Genomic DNA, 18,203 nt, shown 5'->3' on the forward strand with positions numbered 1-18,203 from the left:
GAAGCTGCTTTTGGGCTTAAATTATCTGAAATTTTAGTTTGCGTAAGATAAATGTAAGGGGAAAGTGGTATTATTATGATAAAAGGAGGGAACTTCATGATAAGGGAGCTGTTTGTTAACATTTCAATTATGATTACATTTGTTTTTATCTGGCATCATTTGTTCAAACACAATAAGCTGACCCTTGATGCCCCTCTGAAACTGAAAGTAGTTGATGGAATCATTGCAGGTTTCTTCGGCATTTTATTAATGAACTTCAGCCTGGCTGTAAATGATATCACGATCCTTGATTTGCGCCACGTTGCGATTGCGATGGTTGCCTTCTTGGGAGGGATGATACCTGCATTAATTGCTGGAGCAATGATCATTGCAGGGAGGTATATGATCGACGTAAATATTTCTTCACATGTCGCACTCGTAATGATCATATTCATTAGTGTCGGCTGTGGTCTAATCAGTCAGTATGTGAAAATGAACAGGTGGCCGAAGTGGGCTTTAATGCTAGGGTACAGTCAGCTTATCTTCTCGCTGGCACTTGTACTTGTCTCACCTGATTTTCCTGCGATATGGGATTACGCGGTTATGCACATCATCAGTACATTTATCGGCGGCTTTCTTGTCATGTATTTTGCAATATACATCAGGCGGGGAACTGATCTGTATTTCGAATATAAGAAAGATGCCCTGAAGGATCCTTTAACAGGCCTGAATAATGTGCGGACGTTTGATTACTATTATAATAAATTTTATCAGGCTGCCCAGGAGGCGGGGAGGACGTTTTCAATCATTGTCATCGATATTGATCACTTCAAAAAAATAAATGATTCCTTTGGACATACTGCCGGAGATGACATATTAATTAAGTTAGCATCGGTTTTGAAGAAATATACAGTAAAGGACGATATTCTCTCAAGAAACGGAGGAGAGGAGTTTACGCTGCTTCTGCCTGACTATAAGCTTGAAACAGCTGTTCAAAAAGCTGAGATGATCAGAAAACGGATTGAAGAAGTAACATTTCACATAGAGGATGATTTACATATCACCATCACCATATCAGCCGGTGTGGCCGATTTTTATCAGAGTGAAGCACTCGGGGAAAATCTGTTTGAACTTGCTGACAGTGCACTTTATCAGGCTAAACATAATGGCAGGAATCAGGTGGCAGTGTGTGAATGTGGTGCAGATATAATCAGGCATAACAAAGAGGCGGCACAGTGGGGGCGGAGTTGAGCGGCTCACTTTTAGAAGGATTCCAAAAGTAGAACCGTCAAACCCCGAACCAGCTGCACCGCCTGAATCATGTTAAAATCAATCAGGTCTATCTCCCGATCAGCGTGAATGTCCGCTCCGATGTGATCTGCACCTGATAAGTAAACTTGCCGTCTTCATCAGATATCAGCTCCATACCTTCAATGCCGCTCAGTCTTTTTTCAGACGTAATGATAACAGGTACATTTGAAAAGAACGTTCCGCTCCACTCAGGCTGATTAATTTCAAGCGAGTTAATTTTAACTGACTCCATACCTTCAAGCTTAAACGTTGCGAGAGATGTGTTACCGATATTAAGCCTTCTTTGAAGCTGACCTCTCAGAACAGATGGACGTTTAACTGCAAATTCACGCAGGTGATCAACGTTTTCACGCCACTCATTAACTGAATTGATGTACCCCCACCTTTTAATATGTTCATTCATACCTGGTTCAATTTGAGATTGAATGCGGTCGATTTCTGACAGCACATGCCCCGTACTGAAGTTTTCATTTAACAGGTCATTCAGAATACTGACGAATTGATTCTGTACCGCTTCATTTTGCATAAGATTACGGAACATCGACACTGACGGGTGATCTCTCATCACCCATGTGAATGTATCTTGATTGAATGAGCCTTCCTGTGGACTGTAGCCCATACCAAAGTCAGTATCAAAAAGCATCCAGCGCCATCTTCCGTCATGACCTTGAGGCGCTTCCGGATGATAGGCTGTTTTTTTGCGCCAGATGGAGGTGTTATTGGAGAATGAATCAAAATTTGCATAGTATACCTGATAAGCTACATATTCAAGGAAGTTATCAAGGTCCATCTGCTCTTCGATAAAAGATAAATGGTCCGGGTCAGACATGTCATGTTCATGGATATAATCGTACATCTCGTTATAATGACGATCATCTCCAGCGAGTCCTTCATCTACAACGAACCCTCTTTTACCCGAAACATCACTCTCGAGAATTGTTGCTTCTGTTTCCTCAAGGTTATAGGCAACTTCAAGGTACTCAGCTGTATAACGCTCTCTAATGAAATGAATACCGAAATATTCACCGTTTAAAAGAACTGTAACAGGCTGATACGCCTGGAAATCCATTCCCCGATCCATGATCAGCGACTGCATCAGCACATCACGCATCATCGTGCTGTACCAATCATTCCCTCCGTTTCGTAAGATCAGCTGATTAAACTCCGCATATTCGCGGTCTTCAAAAATCGAATAGTAAATTCTGCTTTGGCCGTAATCGCTTCTCGGGTATATGCGCAGGCTCTTTTGCGGGAACCGGCGCGTGTAGCCGCCGTTAATTCTGACGCCAATATCCTGTTCAAATCCAAGCGTGCCGTCTGGTTCAAAGTAGTGGAGGTAAGCGGTCTTTTCCCACTCGCGTCCGGATTGAAAATAATTGCCCGACCGCTCAATTGCTTCATCATGATAAACGCCTGGTACATAAATCCCTTCTTTTTCATCAATCAGATCATCAGGATCCATTGTAATCGACACGACCGGAAACTGATGCTCCTCATTGAATAAATACGTTTCAGTGGCAATTGGGCTTAATGTGCCTTCGAAGTAGCCAAGGGCTTTGATCGTAATCCCCTTTTGAACATCCTGCCGGTTAAGTTCACGCGGCGCACTCATTGGTGATGTATCAGTATTTGATAAAAGTGTCTGACTTTTAAGTAAATCTTCATTTAATACAATCGCTTCAGTATAGACATTCGATTTCAATGTCGGATCAGAACCGTCTGTCGTGTAAAAAATCTTTGTATTGTGATCAGCTTCAATCAGCAATTCAGCCCCCCGTGAGATGCTGCCGCTTTTAATAGAAAAAGTAGGCGGAGTAGACGTAATCTCAAAGTCAATATCATACGTACTATCAGCAATCGTAATTAACGGTGCAAAATCTGTAATGCCATTTCCTGATAAGTAGAGTCTGTCGTTCAATGGCAATTCACTAATTGGCGTGACATCCTTAATCTGATTATTTCTCGCATTCAAATCCTCAAGGTGCGGTAATACGGATAAAGGCGCCAGAGAACTGATCTGATTTCCACGGATATTCAGTTCAATCAGGTGAACAAGAGATGACACCGGAGAAAGATCCTGAATAAAGTTATCTCTGACGTTCAGGTCAATCAGCTGCGGCAGATTTTCAACAAAGGACAGATCCGTTAATTTATTTCCCTCAAGATCCAGCTGTGTCATTGAAGTACTTGAAAACCGGACTTCTTCAATTTGATTAAAACTCAGGTTTGCTTCAGTTAAATGCTTCAGGTCTTTTAGAGGGGAAGCATCTTCTATCACATTATTTCTGAGATCAAGTACTTTCAGATTTTTGAAATACTGAATCCCTTCAATACTCGTCAGGTTGTATTCTCTCAAATCGAGCATTTCCACATCACGTGTAATATTTTCACTCAGCGTTCTTTCACCGAGTCCTAACTCTATCCTGACAGCTTCCTCAAAGCTTTCATCAAAATCAATTGACTCATTTGCAAGACTGTATGTAATAAAAAATAATGCTGCACCCGTAACTGCCAGCAATATTAACAGTAATATTTTTTTCATAAATCCTCCTAAATTGACGTCTTACAACATCAAGTGACACTTTGAAATGTCTTCCATCTCAAGTATACTAGCTTATAGTAATAATTTTTACATTTTCTTAATATTTCTTTACAATTAATTAAAGAATGTAAAATTATTGTTGTTATAGAGCGGTTTTGAAATGCAATATTTGTTAATTGCATAGGTGGTGGTTCTCGCTGCAGGGGGGTACTCCGGGAAGAATAGAGGGAGGCTTGAGGCCCCGCCGGCTTACCGAGCGATAAAGATTGGACCATAAAACAGTTCACCGTCCGAAAAGCGTCCCACTGAAGAGGAGATCACCAGCCCACCTATACAGAGCCAATTAGTTTGAATGAAAGCAGGTGAAAAAATGGCGCAGGAAATTTTTAAGAGATATGAATTAAAGTATTTAATTACAATGGATCAATATAAGAGATTCAGAGAGGCGATTATGCCGCATATGAATGTTGATACATATGGCAATCCGGAAGGTAAGTATAATATTATCAGTCTGTATTTTGATTCTGATGACTATAAAATTTATTACGAAACAAGAAATAAGCTGCGTTTCAGACAGAAGCTGAGACTGCGCATTTATGATCAGGCAGATCTGAATAGTCAGGCGTTTTTTGAAGTGAAACAGAAGTTTAAAAATGTCGTGAATAAGCGGCGTACGGTGATTCCTTTGAATGAAGCTTATGAATCAATTAAAGAGCCTCAGTGGAATGCTGATCTTTCAAAGTACAACCCTTCAAATCCTCAGATTATGCGAGAAGTACTGCATTTCAAAGATTTGTATGATTTGAAGCCAAAAGTGGTTGTGAGCTATGACCGGCAGGCATTTATGGGGATAGAAGAAAAAGATTTAAGGGTGACATTTGATTATAACCTGATGTGCCGCAATGATGATCTCCGGATTGAGAACGGGCCGCGGGGTCAGTATTTTATTGATCCGGGTTATGTCGTGCTTGAGGTAAAAGTGTCCAACAGCGTACCTTTTTGGCTCGCTAGGCTGTTAAGCGAATTCGAGTTGCCCAAACAAAGCGTCTCAAAGTATTGCACAAGCATTGATTTAACAACAAACATTCATAAACAGCAGAAAATAAACTAAAGGTTCAGGTGAAGTGATGAATTCGTTTTTCAACGAAGTACAGCAGCTTGCAGATGTTACATCCAGGCTGACGGTACTTGAAGCATTTGCAGCAATTATTCTAAGTTTTATTCTGACAACCATCGTCGCTGTCATATACAGATTTACACACACAGGGGCGCGCTACTCACAGTCTTTTGTCCAGACCATCATTATTATGGGTGTTGTTGTATCAGTAATTATGATCGTAATCGGTAATAATGTCGCTGTGGCGTTCGGCCTGGTCGGAGCATTTTCCATTATCCGTTTCAGAAGCGCAATGAGTGATCCGAAAGATATCGCCTTCATCTTTTTCGGCATGGCAACAGGGATTGCATGTGGACTCGGTTTTTATATCCTGGCGATTATTTTCACTGTGTCGTTATCAATTATTATCATGTTCCTGTATTTTATCAATTTTGGTAAAACAGGTTCCTCAAGAAAGCGTCTGACGCTTACAGTACCTGAAAACCTGCATGACGAGCACAAGTTCGAGCAGGTTCTATCTAAATATATGAAGTCCTACGCGCTCCGTTCAATTGAAACAACGAATCTGGGCACGATGATTCAGCTTGATTACATTGTCCAGACAAAAGAGGGTGTGCGTGATAAAGAAGTGATGGATGAACTCAGAAAAATGAACGGTAATCTGAAAGTCTCGGTCAATTATCTGAGTACAGAGATGTATTATTAAAACAGTTTGCTGCTCGTTGTGATGTAAAAGCTGTTTTTTGACGCTGATTTACCGAATCAGATGGTTCTTTTCCCACAACGCATGCACATCAATTATTTATGAAAAAAGACTAATCATGACATGAAATTTATGGTACAATGGGCTTGTGGTTTCTTACACTTGTTTTGATGGCTAGCATATGGAAACACAATATGACTTTGGTTGAGTCGAGGAAAGAAGTCTGCCGGGCAGTGGAGGCAGACTTCTTTCCTTTTTGTGGTTTTCGAGGGCTGCATGAAAGTGGGGCCGATAGGTGAACCGCACGTAAAATGCACTAAATGGACAAACCGCACGCAAATCGTGTTGAACCGCACACTAACCCAGGTGAACCGCACGCAAATCGGGACGAACCGCACAAAAACCCGGCACCCCACCCGGAAACCCCATCATTTATAAACCACACCGCACATCCACTACCTTTTCACCACAGCCATCATCACCTTACAAAAAATAGCACTTTGTACATGGTGAGCAATTTGTAATTCTCCTGTAAAATGGGTGTATTGTAAGAAATATAATGAAAAAAAGGGAGTACATACGTTGAAAAATCAAGCAAGTCTATTTGTTTTTAAGATTCTCGTCGTTATGGCTTTAGGAATATCACTAGTCTCACCGAGTGCAGCGGCTTCAATGACACTGTCACCCGGGATCTCACACGAATCAGAAAGATTGACTGTCTCCGGCTATCCACAGGCAGCCAATATTACTGAAATTGATTTAACAAACCCTTATGCAAAGGTTAATCTCGGCGTACCAAGCCCGATTAATTCTGTTGCAACTGTTTCAAAAACGGCGATGCAGAATTCAGCCGAGCGCAATCACGTAGTAGGAGCAATCAATGCGTCATTTTTCCATCTGGAAACAAGACTCTCATCCTATCTGGTCGCGAGAAATAATAAGATTGATAACCTTGGCGGCATCTCCGCTTCCTACACAGACTATATGTTTACACCGGCAGCATTCGGTGTGAATAGCAGCGGTAAAGCGATGGTTGACCGTTATGACATGGGCGTTAACGTCACGCATAATGGAAAGTCGTTTACTTTTAAAGGATTGAATAAAGTGCGTGAAGCAGATGAAGGTGTACTTTTTACGCCGGGACATCGTGATGACCGCACAATGACAAACTCATTTGGTCTTGAAGTTGTTGTAAGAGGCGTATCCAAAACTGTTGACCACGGACTTGAGTTTGGGGAGAAGGTCACTGGTAAGGTTTCGTCAATCCGCCCGTATGGACAGCATACGAGTGCAACGATTCCTGATGATGGCTACGTGCTGTCAGCCCAGGGAACTGAAGCAGCGAAACTGCGCGACATGAAGGTTGGAGATTCGATTGACCTGAATATCAATGTAGACCAGAGGTGGCAGAATGCAGAATTTATGCTCGCTTCCGGACCACTGCTTGTTCAGGACGGTGTCAGAAAGCTTTCAATCGATCCGACAAGCCCCCGCACAACATCACGCGCGCCGAGAACGGCAGTCGCTGTTGACCGCACTGGTGAAAAAGTATTTATGGTCACAGTAGATGGACGTCAGGCTGGTCACAGTGCCGGCATGACACTGCCTGAATTTGCGAATTATCTGGTAAATATCGGCGCACATCAGGCGATCAACCTTGATGGCGGCGGGTCAACTGCAATGGTTACAAGAAAGTACGGTAATCCTTATGCAACGCTAGTAAACAAACCATCTGACGGCTGGGAACGTTCAGTCTCAGCTACGATTCAGGCAGTGAGTACTGCACCATACGGTTCTCCGAGATACTTAAAAGTGTCACCGGAAGAAAGCGGGGCAGTATTTAAAGGCAACACACTTAATTTTAAAGCAGATTATGTACTGGATCAGTATTTCAATCCACTGACAATTGATCAGAACAAAGTCACGCCGTTAAGTGTTGAAGGTGGCGTTGGTGAGATTGTAAATGGAGAATTTAAAGCAACGAATTCAGGAAGCGGATCGGTTGTAGTTGGCTATGAAGGACAATCAGCGCGCGTGCCGGTTACTGTAACAGACAAGCTTGATCAGCTGCTGATTGCACCATCTGAAATCAGAATCGGCCTTTCAGAATCAGTACCGCTTTCGGTAAAAGGCAGACTGGATGGCCAGACAATCACGCTGGATGAAGATGATATTGAACTGAGCGTGAGCGGAAACGCCGGAGCAATTGCAAACGGCCGCTTTATTGCAGCAGCTTCTGAAGCATCAGGAACGATTACAGCGAAGTTTGGATCGAATACAGCTTCCATTCCTGTAACTGTTACAAACAAACCTTTTGCAGCAAACGGATTTGAATCTGTAACACCAATGAATTATACAGCTGTAAACGGAAAGGCCTCGGGCTCACTTGAAAAAGTCCTTCAGCCAAAGCAGGGAAGTGCTTCACTTAAGCTTGACTATGATTTCAGAAATACAGGATCTGCGACTTCAGCCGCTTACGTCACAATGAAGAACGGCGTGAAGCTGCCGGGACGTCCTGAAGCAATAGGAGCCTGGGTTTACGGAGACGGTGAGAACCACTGGCTGAGAGGAACAGTTGAGGATGCCAATGGCAGAAGTCATACAATCAGCTTTACAGAAGAAGGCGGACTTGACTGGAAGGGCTGGAAGTTCGTCGAAGCAGACGTTCCGGGGAACCTGACATTGCCACTTTCATTTAAGTCAATTTATATTGCAGAAACGTCTTCTGCACAAAAAAATAAAGGCTTCATTTATATTGATGATGTGAAAGCACTTTACACATCACAGTATGAAGAACCTGCATTTACAAACACAACAAACGTGAAAAATGTAAATTCAGATAAAGTATGGACTGTACGTTTCAGCCGTAAAATGGACGCGGCCACATTGAATAATGTAAATGCATACGTCACAGACCAGAGCGGTGTGAGGCAAAATGTAGCGGTAAAAGCACTTGATGGCGACAAGCTGACAGTCACTCCACCATCAGGCGGCTACACGCCAGGAAAGACTTATCAGCTCGTCGTTACACGCTATGCTGAATCTGAAAATGGCATTCTGATGGATAAGGATAGTATCACAACGTTTAAGATTAACTAAAGGAAACACCCTCTGCAGTTGAATTGCAGAGGGTGTTTTTACTTGGTACAGGCGGCACACAAAAAAGCCCTCTGCCAATAAACACAGAGAGCATACGTATAAAACTAAATCTTATCTGCAGACTGAACCACCTGCACATTCCATGATTTCATCTTGTCAGGCTGATAATCTTTCAGCGTTGAGGCAGGATAAATAAAGCGCCATGGTTTTGTTGAGTTGGCTTTTACTTTGAATTGATCGAGTTTGAAAGTCCCCTGAGCGACGATTTCTTTTTCCTCGTTCTGCACGAGCAGTGGAATCTGTTCAAATGACAATTCTTTTTCGTATGTGTTTCGGATAAATACGTCTACCTGCAGGTTACCTTCAGCGTCAAGTTTTTGTTGGATGCCTGTCAGGTTAACCTGATCTTTTTTCAATTCAGGCAGGCGTTTGTATAATGTTTCAATAGCCTGTTTTTGTTGATCATCGAGTGACTTTTCCCAGGCTGGATCAAAATCAAGTCGGTGTTCGCTGCCTGCATTTAAGAGGAATGACAGCTGCCAGTCCTGTTCCGGAATCTCGGTTTCAGTCTGTGATGCTTTGTCGAAAATGAAAATCCACGGACGGCTGCTTTCTGCAGGAAGCTGACCGAGCTCTGATAAGTCGAATTGTTTTTTCGCGATCACCTGCTCATTCTGATCTAAAAGTACAAGATCAGTTTTCTTCAGGTTAATGGGCTTTGCCAGACTCTGACGTACGAATGCTGTGACGTGCAGGTCACCGTTTCGCTCATTTCTTTCAATATCAATCCCTGACAGTGAAAGCTGGTTTGGCTTTAACGGTGCCAGGTCATTGTTTAAGAATCGGTAGACATATTCTTTTTCTTTTTCCACTGTCCATTCAGGATGAAAAGACAGTTTTGTCGTTACTTCACGATCAGCTGATGACTGGTTTTTACCACCGGTCAGCTGATCTGAGGCGACAGCGGAGTCACGGCCGCTTTTAGTCATATCTTTCTTCTGCTTTGAAAAAATTGAGAAAATAGACATTTATTTCACTCCCTGTTGTTGAATTTCCTGGTGTCTTGCAATCATAGCCGTACACGCGATGACGCTGCGCTTTTCAATTTCTCTAAAGTGATATTCGAATAACTCGAACCCTTCACGCTGATAAATGCGCATTGGATCTTCCTGCTGGTAGCTGCGCAGACCGATTCCCTCTTTCAGTCTTAACATGCTTTCAATGTGACGCACGAACTGCTGATCAATCTGCATCTGAATGACACCTTTGATGCCTTCAAGAAATCTTCTGTCTTCAGCAGAGCGGTCAATCGCTTCAAACAGTCGTTCACGCTCAGGTGATACGGCTTCTTCAAGCTGTCTGACGTGATCCACCGAGCGTGGCCATGACGGTTGATTTAACAGGCACTTATTGATCTGAGACTGAGCTTTTCTTACGTCCCAGCTTTCTTCTGGTGCGTCTTCAGGGCAGTATTTTTCAATCGATCCTTTAATTGTGTTATCTGTCATCTCTTTTAAAAGTCCGTCAAGATCGCGTTTTTCAAGTACGCGGTCACGCAGGCTGAATAAAATCTTCCGCTGATCATTGATCACATCATCTAGCTTCAAGTTATACTCACGCTGTCCAAAGTGTGCGCCTTCCACAATTCTCTGGGTGCGCTCAACGAATTCATAGACGTTTTTCTGATCGATCTGACCGTCTCCATCCGGGCTGATCTTTTTACGCAGCTTTTCAAGTTCTTCACGTGCAAAACGGCGGAACATATCGTCTTCAAGTGAAATAAAGAACTGGCTTTCACCCGGGTCACCCTGACGGCCGGATCTTCCGCGCAGCTGATTATCTACACGTCTGCTTTCGTGTTTTTCGGTACCCAGTACGAATAATCCGCCGGCATCCTTTACACCTTCACCGAGAAGGATATCTGTACCGCGGCCTGCCATATTGGTTGCGATTGTAATCTGGTTCAGCTGACCGGCTTGTGAAATCAAATCGTTTTCCTGCTCAACCGATTTGGCGTTTAACAGCTGATAGCTGAGTCCGGCATCTTTCAGGTAGGCAGCAACTTTATCTGACTGGAGAATAGAAGAGGTACCAATCAGTACTGGCTGACCTTTTGCATGACGTGCAGCCACTTCTTTTACAACGGCTGTATACTTCTGCTTGCTCGTCTGAAATACTTTATCCTGCTGATCCACACGTGCTTTTGGACGGTTTGTCGGAATCTGAACAACGTCCATTCCGTATACTTCCCTGAACTCTTTCTCTTGTGTCTTGGCAGTACCTGTCATGCCGCAAAGGACAGGGTACATTCTGAAATAGTTCTGAATCGTGATCTGGGACTGTGTTTTATTTTCATCGGTAATCTCAAGGCCTTCTTTGGCTTCAATTGCCTGATGAAGCCCGTCACTCATTGTGCGTCCTTCCATGACGCGTCCTGTGAACATATCAACGAGCAGTATTTTACCGTCTTTTACAATGTAATCCACGTCGCGTTCAAACATCACATGTGCCCGGACTGCCTGAATGACATAATGGTAAAGCATCTGGTGTTCTAGGTCATACAGGTTATCAACATCAAATGCTTCCTCGACTTTTGCAATTCCCTGGTCTGTAAGAGAGGTTGCTTTCGTTTCTTCGTCGAAATCATAGTCAGCATCTTTTTTGAAGCGCTTTGCAAGCATTGAAGCCACCCTGTGAAAATCTTCGTTAGCAGGCATTTTACCGGCAACAATTAAAGGTGTTTTTGCTTCGTCGACGAGTACGCTGTCCACCTCATCAATTATGGCGAAGTGATAAGGGCGCTGCACTCTGTCCGCTAATGATTTGACCATATTGTCACGCAGGTAATCAAAGCCGAATTCACTGCCGACACCGTATGTAATATCAGCTTCATAAGCAAGCTGCTTCTGATCAGCCTGCATCATAGGCAGGTTAAGACCAACGCGCAGTCCCAGATATTCGTGAATCTGACCGATATTTTCTTTATCACGCCGTGCAAGGTATTCATTTACCGTGATGACATGTACACCTTTGCCTTCAAGCGCACGTACATAACTCGGAAGGGAAGCGACCAGCGTTTTCCCCTCACCTGTAGCCATTTCAGCAATATTTCCTTCAGTCAGGACAAGACCGCCTGCAAGCTGCACATCAAAGTGACGCATACCAAGCACACGTTTTGATGCTTCGCGGACAGTGGCAAACGCTTCTACTTTAATATCATCAATTGTTTCACCGTTTCCTAAGCGTTCAATAAAGTGAGCGGTTTTTCCACGTAATTCCTGATCTGATAACACTTCAAATTCAGGCTCAAGCTGGTTGATCTTGTCAACAAGCTTTGTATATTTTTTATATTGATTCTTTGTTTTAAGTTGATTGAACAGTGAAATCATCTTTTTTCTCCTTATAATGAAAGCAATTTTTTGCACTGTTTCTATCTTACCAAAGAATGAGCTGAATTGAAATCTGTGTCAGATAGAGACATGGTAGGAGTTTAATGTCTATTAAAATCGTGAAAGTAATATATAGTGTGTAAGATTATTGAATTTGAACATAGAAAAGTGAACATTTTGTATTGCACAAATGATGATTTGAGCGTAAAGCGTCCCCCCTGGAGCTTCAATCATCAGCCCCCTTATCGGAGAATTTAATAAAAATACAATAAAAGTGAAACCCGCACGTAAAATAGTCCGTCTACTATTATAATGACTTTGTCATAGTCCAATCATATATCTGCACAGCTGATGGTTGGAGTGTAAGGCGGTGACTCCTGCGGCAGGAAGGGACAGGTGAGACCTGGCATGGCGAAGCCTGCGGGCTCACCGCCCGGCCGCGGAAAGCATCCGCCTGAAACGGAAACCAGCAGCCCCCTTCGACAGAGAAATAAGAAAAGGTAAAATGATGCTAGATTGATACACATAAAAGTGCTATAATTTCAAAAGTTAATAGCTGAGCAAGTTACTGGAAAAATGATTTGGAAAAAACAAACGCATTGAAAAATTATAAAAATGGATAAGATAGATACAGGAGGTTCCTGATGATTCTCATAACTGCACTCATATGTCTGCTTGCCTCAATTCTTATTACACCACTCGTAATCAAATTTGCCTTTTTAATCGGTGCAACAGACAAGCCTAATCATCGTAAAGTTCACCAGAAAATTATGCCGCGAATCGGCGGTCTGGCAATATATATCAGTTTTGTCATCGGGTTTTTAATTCTGTCGCCCGGAGATGTAGCCGCATGGCCAGTTCTAATCGGAAGCTTTATCATTATTGTGACCGGAGTTGTCGATGATATCCGTGAAATCTCACCAAAGGTAAAACTTGCCGGTCAGTTTGCTGCAGCGTTAGTTGTCATTTATGGTGGCGTTCGCCTTGAAGTCATTAACCTTCCATTTGGCGGAGAGCTTGAATTTGGATTCCTGAGTATTCCAATTACCGTTTTATGGATTGTCGGCATTACAAATGCCATTAACCTGATTGACGGTCTTGACGGTCTGGCAGCAGGTGTGTCCTCGATTGCACTTGTATCCATCACTCTGATGGCAATGTTAAAAGGTGACATGTTTGTTATGTCACTTGGATTAATCCTTCTGATGAGCATACTTGGATTTTTATTTTATAACTTTCACCCGGCAAAGATTTTCATGGGCGATACAGGCGCGCTGTTTCTTGGCTTTATGATTTCCGTGCTGGCCCTTCAGGGGTTCAAAAATGTAACAGTGATTTCACTAATTATTCCGCTGATCATTCTTGGTGTACCAATTTCAGATACGTTCTTTGCGATCATCCGCAGACTCGTTCAGAAAAAGCCGTTATCAGCACCTGACAAATCGCATTTGCATCACAGGCTGCTTGATATGGGTTATACGCACAAGCAGACGGTGATCATCATTTACATGATCGCTGCAATGTTTGGACTTGCAGCTACACTATTCTCAATGTCAACGGTGTGGGGAGCAATCCTGATTATCGGAATTCTACTGATCGCCATTGAGCTGTTCGTCGAGAGCATTGGTTTAGTGCATCATAGTTACCAGCCGCTTTTAAAACGTCTCAGACCAAAAGCGCGCGACAGATTTTAATACAAAAAAAGAAGCCCTCATCAGGCTTCTTTTTTTGTTTGCCAGAAAAGCGGCGCTTTCTTTGGTAATTTACCGTAAAACAATCCTGCACCCGGTATGAACCGGTGAAAGAACCAGATAATCAGGTAACAGATGATCACAACGAAAATGTAGTGAAGTAAAATGGCGAGGTGCCACGATATGCCGGATTCCTTAATCGGCAGATAAATCTCCATCTGTCTGATAATCAGTGGATGCAGTAAATAAAATCCGAATGAATAATACGCAACCTGTCTGATACGTGTCGTAGTGTCTTCTTTATAAGCTGAAACCATTTTTTCAGCAAGAAAGAAGAAGAACAGGCTTCCGACGAGCAGGAAAACCATCGCGATGCCTTTATAGAGTGATTCAGGAATCGGAACCCGCTCCGCACCGTATGCATTTTGATAGCGGATTAAAATCAGTGCAACTGATGAAACGGCAAAAACGCCTGCAAGTAACCATGTTCTTTTAGATGTAATATACGCTGTAATTTTTTCATAATACAGTCCGATTGATGCACCAAGTAAAAATGCACCCATATTTTCAACAAAAAGCGGGTACTGACTGAGTCCGAACGGCGCTCTGTTGAAGAAAAAGTAAAATTCAATTACAATGCCAAACACCCAAATGTACTTTCTGATGAATTGACTTTTCTGTGCAATCCAGAGCACAAGCGGGAAGATCAGGTAAAACTGGACGACTGTAAAAATGAAATGCAGCTGATATTTACTTCCTCCGGTCAAAACGCGCTCAATCACTTCGCTCCAGACAAATACGCTGTGACCATAATAGAATGCTTCATATTCATAAATGAATGACCAGATAATATAAGGGACAAGGATAAACCAGACGCGCTTTTTCCAGTATTGAAAGAATACGTCTTTTGTAAAAATCCTGTTTCTGTAATTGTAAAAGAACACAATACCCACTAGCATAATAAATATGCCGGCTTCTACGCGGATGATCCGGTTCACAAAGTGATAGGAAAAGTGCTGAATGGTGTCAGGTGAAAATAAATGCTCATAAGGAGCGGTGACATGTACAAGCACGACCATCAGCATTGCAAATGTCCGGATATAATAAATTGATTTGATTTCTCTCTTCATGCTGACATTAACTCCTCTTTAAACCAACTTAGACTATAAAGGAATTTATAACAGTTCTCAATACCCTTTTAGACCCTTAAATATACCTGTTAAAAGCTGGGCTTTCCTGTATATGAAAAAAAATCCGGCAATTAAGAGGGATGAAGTGGGGACTTTTCGCTTTATAACGTCTTACTGTTCGAATGAATCAGTTTTTAAAAAGCTGGTTTATAAAGTCCTGTGTTAAGGTATGGAAAGAGTAGGAAATAATTAAAAGGAGAGATTTTATGAAAAAGAAATTATTAGGAAGCTTTGTTCCGGCTGCAGCAGGTCTGATGCTGCTTACTCCGGCCAGCGCTGCAGAATTTTCAGATCTGAGCAGTTCACAGCGTTTTTATGAAGAAATGATGTATCTTGAACAGGAAGATGTGATTTCGGGTTATCCGGATGGGACATTCCGTCCTGCGAATGAAGTGACGCGAGCGGAAGCAACGATTATGATCGGACGTTCACTCGGTCTTGAAGAAGCACCTACTTCGAGTGAGTTTTCTGATGTTGGTGAGTCTGTCAGAGCTAGCGGTTATATTAATGAACTGACTGAAAGAGGCATCATCAGCGGATATCCTGATGGAACTTTCAGACCTGGAAAAGAAGTGTCACGAGGTGAAATGGCGATTCTGCTGACACGTGCTTTCAATTTTGATGAAGAAGCGCCGTATTCTTTTATAGATCTAAACCGCAATATGGCGTCATATGACTATGTCAGCAGATTCCTTGAAGCGAATATCACATACGGTTACCCAGATGGTACATATCGTCCTGCAGAAGGCGTCAGTCGTGCCGATTTCTCAGCATTTCTTGCCAGAAGCCTTAATGAAGATTTTCAGGAAGAACCTAGAGATCTGACCTCTTATGCGAGAGAACAGTCTTATACGTTTACGATTGAGTACTATACAACAGGTGAAGTAGATGAAATTACTTATGCAGGAATTGATTCATCGGGACAATATTACCTGTGGGAAAACACCAATCAATTTGGAGAAACGAATCAAACAATTGAATATGAGGCAGTGAATGGCTTACATTACGGCATTCTCAATTCTGAAGGCGTGCAGGTACTTGGATACCCAGTAGAAATTGGAACGACGTGGGAAGTTGGAGTCGGTATTACAACGCCGCGTGAAATTACTGATACAGGGGTGACGATTGAAACTGAGGCTGGCACATTTACAGATGCGGTTGAAGTAACTGAGCCTTCATCTGGCTACGTTTATTATGTTGTAGAAGATTACGGAGTGGTTTACAGCGAAAGAAACGGAGAAGCTGAAAGTGAATTAATTAATGTAGAATAAGAAAAAGAGCGCCATCTGAGCGCTCTTTTCATTTTACCACTGTGTTTCATCATCTTCCTGGGCAGTTTCACCGAATTCGCTGTCATTTGACAGGCTCGACGAATCATCATTTGATACAAATGATGATAATCCCAAATGCTGACGAAGGTCAGAACGGACTGTTTCCAGTTCATCTTCATAAGCTTCATAATAATAAACACCGTCATACATGACGCCTTCACCCTGCAATGTGTGCATATCCACTGACAGGTTTGAATTCACCGCATATGACATGAATGATCTCATTTCTGAGAATCTCATGTTTGTTTTCATATTGTCACCAACTGCTTCAATGACATCTGCATAGCGGTTAATGGAACCTGCGGATTTAGCTTTGTCTAAAATCGCATCAATGACTTCCTGCTGTCGTTCACCTCTTGCAATATCGCTATCCATATGACGGGAGCGGACAAATGCAAGTGCTTCTTCACCATCGACAATCTGCTCGCCTTCAGGAAGGAAGATTGCATTTTTAGTATCATTAGAATCCATTTCATACATATTAAATGGAACATCTACTTCAACACCATCTAACGCGTCCACGACATCCATAAATGCGTAGAAATTCATGCGTACATAATAGTCAACCGGTACATCAAGCAGTCCTTCTACTGCTTCCATTGATGCTTTCGGTCCGCCAAAAGCATGCGCGTGATTAATTTTGTCTTCATATTCAACTTCAGGAATGTATGCAAGTGTATCACGTGGAATACTTGTCAGTTTAATTGATTTATCTTCGTTATTCAGTGTAGCGAGAATGATCGCATCTGTACGGGTTGTACCATTTTGAAATCCGTCAGCGTTTTCACGTACATCACTGCCGTCCACGCCAAGGAATAAAACAGATACATTGTCTACATCAGGATCAACTTCTTTTTCACGAAGTTCTGATTGTTCTCTTCCTTCAACTTCTTCGTAAGACTCATCTGCCACGTTTTTAGCTTTAGTAATCAGGTAACCTCCATATACCAGCCCTGAAACAGCGATTAAAAGCAGTGGTAATCCCACCATCAGCATCACTTTTCTGACGCGCTTTGCTTTCGCCTTTTTCTTATACGTTTTTCTGTCCATATTTTCTTGTGGCTCCTTTACTCAGGGATTTCCAAATCATACTTACGCTGCTAATGACCGGGAAAACCTGTCATAGAACGGGCAAAAGAATCGCCAGGTTCTATTTTACTTGTTTTCCCGCTATCCGTAAAATGAAACTTTCATTACAATTGTCGATTATTCGGTTACAATTTGCTCGCGGTACACCATATCACCCTGTTTAATGACAGCCTGACCATTTGTCAGTTCAGTCATCCATTCAGTAAAAGCATCTACGTCATCTTCTTTAACATACGTTTCAACAGACACTTCATCTAAATAATGTATGTCTTTTAAAGGGTATTTTGAAGACCTGACTTCATTCTCTACTTTTCCAAGCCATGTGTAATCCATTTTGGACATCATAATGCGGTTTAATGACCTTTCTACAACCCCTGCAGCTTTTAGCCCTTCAGTAACTGACTTCCCGTACGCACGGATCAGACCGCCTCCGCCAAGCTTAATACCGCCAAAATATCGCGTGACGACTACTGTTGTATCCTTTAACCCCTGCTTTTTTAACACCTCAAGCATTGGGACACCGGCAGTTCCGGATGGTTCCCCATCATCGTTCGCTTTCTGAATCAAATCATGCTCGCCAATCATATAGGCTGAGCAGTTATGGTTCGCAGAAGGGTGCTTCTTTTTAATTTCCTGTATAAAAGCCTGCGCTTCTTCTTCTGTTTCAGTTCGTTTTGTATAGGTAATGAAGCGGGATTTTTGAATCGTGATCTCGCTTTCACTATAACCTGCGACTGTTAAATATTTTTTTAGCATATTTTA

At 42.4% G+C, this 18,203-nt stretch carries 12 protein-coding genes; 6 read left to right on the forward strand and 6 right to left on the reverse strand.

What is annotated here, in order from left to right:
* The first annotated feature begins 96 nt into the window (after positions 1-96).
* A complete protein-coding gene (locus ACH6CZ_RS09690; protein WP_374097228.1) occupies positions 97-1,230 on the forward strand; it encodes a GGDEF domain-containing protein in 1,134 nt (377 codons plus the stop codon).
* Between the two features lie 88 nt (positions 1,231-1,318).
* Here ACH6CZ_RS09690 and ACH6CZ_RS09695 read toward each other — a convergent pair whose 3' ends face one another.
* Positions 1,319-3,832, reverse strand: a complete 2,514-nt coding sequence (locus tag ACH6CZ_RS09695; RefSeq protein ID WP_374097229.1) for a CotH kinase family protein — start codon at positions 3,830-3,832, stop codon at positions 1,319-1,321.
* Between the two features lie 370 nt (positions 3,833-4,202).
* Between ACH6CZ_RS09695 and ACH6CZ_RS09700 the strand changes: the two genes are divergently transcribed.
* The 3 genes from ACH6CZ_RS09700 to ACH6CZ_RS09710 all read left to right on the forward strand — a co-directional run bounded on the left by ACH6CZ_RS09700 (position 4,203) and on the right by ACH6CZ_RS09710 (position 8,751).
* Entirely contained in the window at positions 4,203-4,943 is a 741-nt protein-coding gene (locus ACH6CZ_RS09700) for a polyphosphate polymerase domain-containing protein (protein ID WP_374097230.1), read from the forward strand.
* Between the two features lie 16 nt (positions 4,944-4,959).
* Positions 4,960-5,655, forward strand: coding sequence for a DUF4956 domain-containing protein (locus ACH6CZ_RS09705; protein WP_374097231.1), 696 nt, complete (start codon positions 4,960-4,962; stop codon positions 5,653-5,655).
* A 579-nt stretch (positions 5,656-6,234) separates the two neighbouring features.
* Positions 6,235-8,751: a phosphodiester glycosidase family protein gene (locus tag ACH6CZ_RS09710; protein WP_374097232.1), complete on the forward strand. Its 2,517-nt coding sequence runs from the start codon at positions 6,235-6,237 to the stop codon at positions 8,749-8,751.
* A 104-nt stretch (positions 8,752-8,855) separates the two neighbouring features.
* Here the strand turns inward: ACH6CZ_RS09710 and ACH6CZ_RS09715 are convergent, their stop codons facing one another.
* Positions 8,856-9,779: an accessory Sec system S-layer assembly protein gene (locus ACH6CZ_RS09715; RefSeq protein WP_374097233.1), complete on the reverse strand. Its 924-nt coding sequence runs from the start codon at positions 9,777-9,779 to the stop codon at positions 8,856-8,858.
* On the reverse strand, positions 9,780-12,140 hold the full coding sequence (gene secA2, locus ACH6CZ_RS09720) for an accessory Sec system translocase SecA2 (protein ID WP_374097234.1): 2,361 nt from the start codon (positions 12,138-12,140) through the stop codon (positions 9,780-9,782).
* A 644-nt stretch (positions 12,141-12,784) separates the two neighbouring features.
* Here secA2 and ACH6CZ_RS09725 point away from each other — a divergent pair.
* Positions 12,785-13,834, forward strand: a complete 1,050-nt coding sequence (locus ACH6CZ_RS09725; protein WP_374097235.1) for a glycosyltransferase family 4 protein — start codon at positions 12,785-12,787, stop codon at positions 13,832-13,834.
* Positions 13,835-13,854: 20 nt separating this feature from the next.
* On the opposite strand, the gene ACH6CZ_RS09730 is transcribed toward ACH6CZ_RS09725, so the two are convergent.
* Positions 13,855-14,961: an acyltransferase gene (locus tag ACH6CZ_RS09730; protein WP_374097236.1), complete on the reverse strand. Its 1,107-nt coding sequence runs from the start codon at positions 14,959-14,961 to the stop codon at positions 13,855-13,857.
* A gap of 266 nt (positions 14,962-15,227) precedes the next feature.
* On the opposite strand from ACH6CZ_RS09730, the gene ACH6CZ_RS09735 reads away from it, so the two are divergent.
* Entirely contained in the window at positions 15,228-16,292 is a 1,065-nt protein-coding gene (locus ACH6CZ_RS09735; protein ID WP_374097237.1) for an S-layer homology domain-containing protein, read from the forward strand.
* Between the two features lie 33 nt (positions 16,293-16,325).
* Here ACH6CZ_RS09735 and ACH6CZ_RS09740 read toward each other — a convergent pair whose 3' ends face one another.
* Positions 16,326-17,402, reverse strand: coding sequence for an LCP family protein (locus ACH6CZ_RS09740; RefSeq protein WP_374097238.1), 1,077 nt, complete (start codon positions 17,400-17,402; stop codon positions 16,326-16,328).
* Between the two features lie 156 nt (positions 17,403-17,558).
* Positions 17,559-18,197, reverse strand: a complete 639-nt coding sequence (locus ACH6CZ_RS09745) for a YigZ family protein (RefSeq protein ID WP_374097239.1) — start codon at positions 18,195-18,197, stop codon at positions 17,559-17,561.
* Positions 18,198-18,203: the final 6 nt, after the last annotated feature.

The sequence above is a fragment of the Jeotgalibacillus sp. JSM ZJ347 genome (assembly GCF_044383825.1).
GTDB lineage: Bacteria > Bacillota > Bacilli > Bacillales > Jeotgalibacillaceae > Jeotgalibacillus.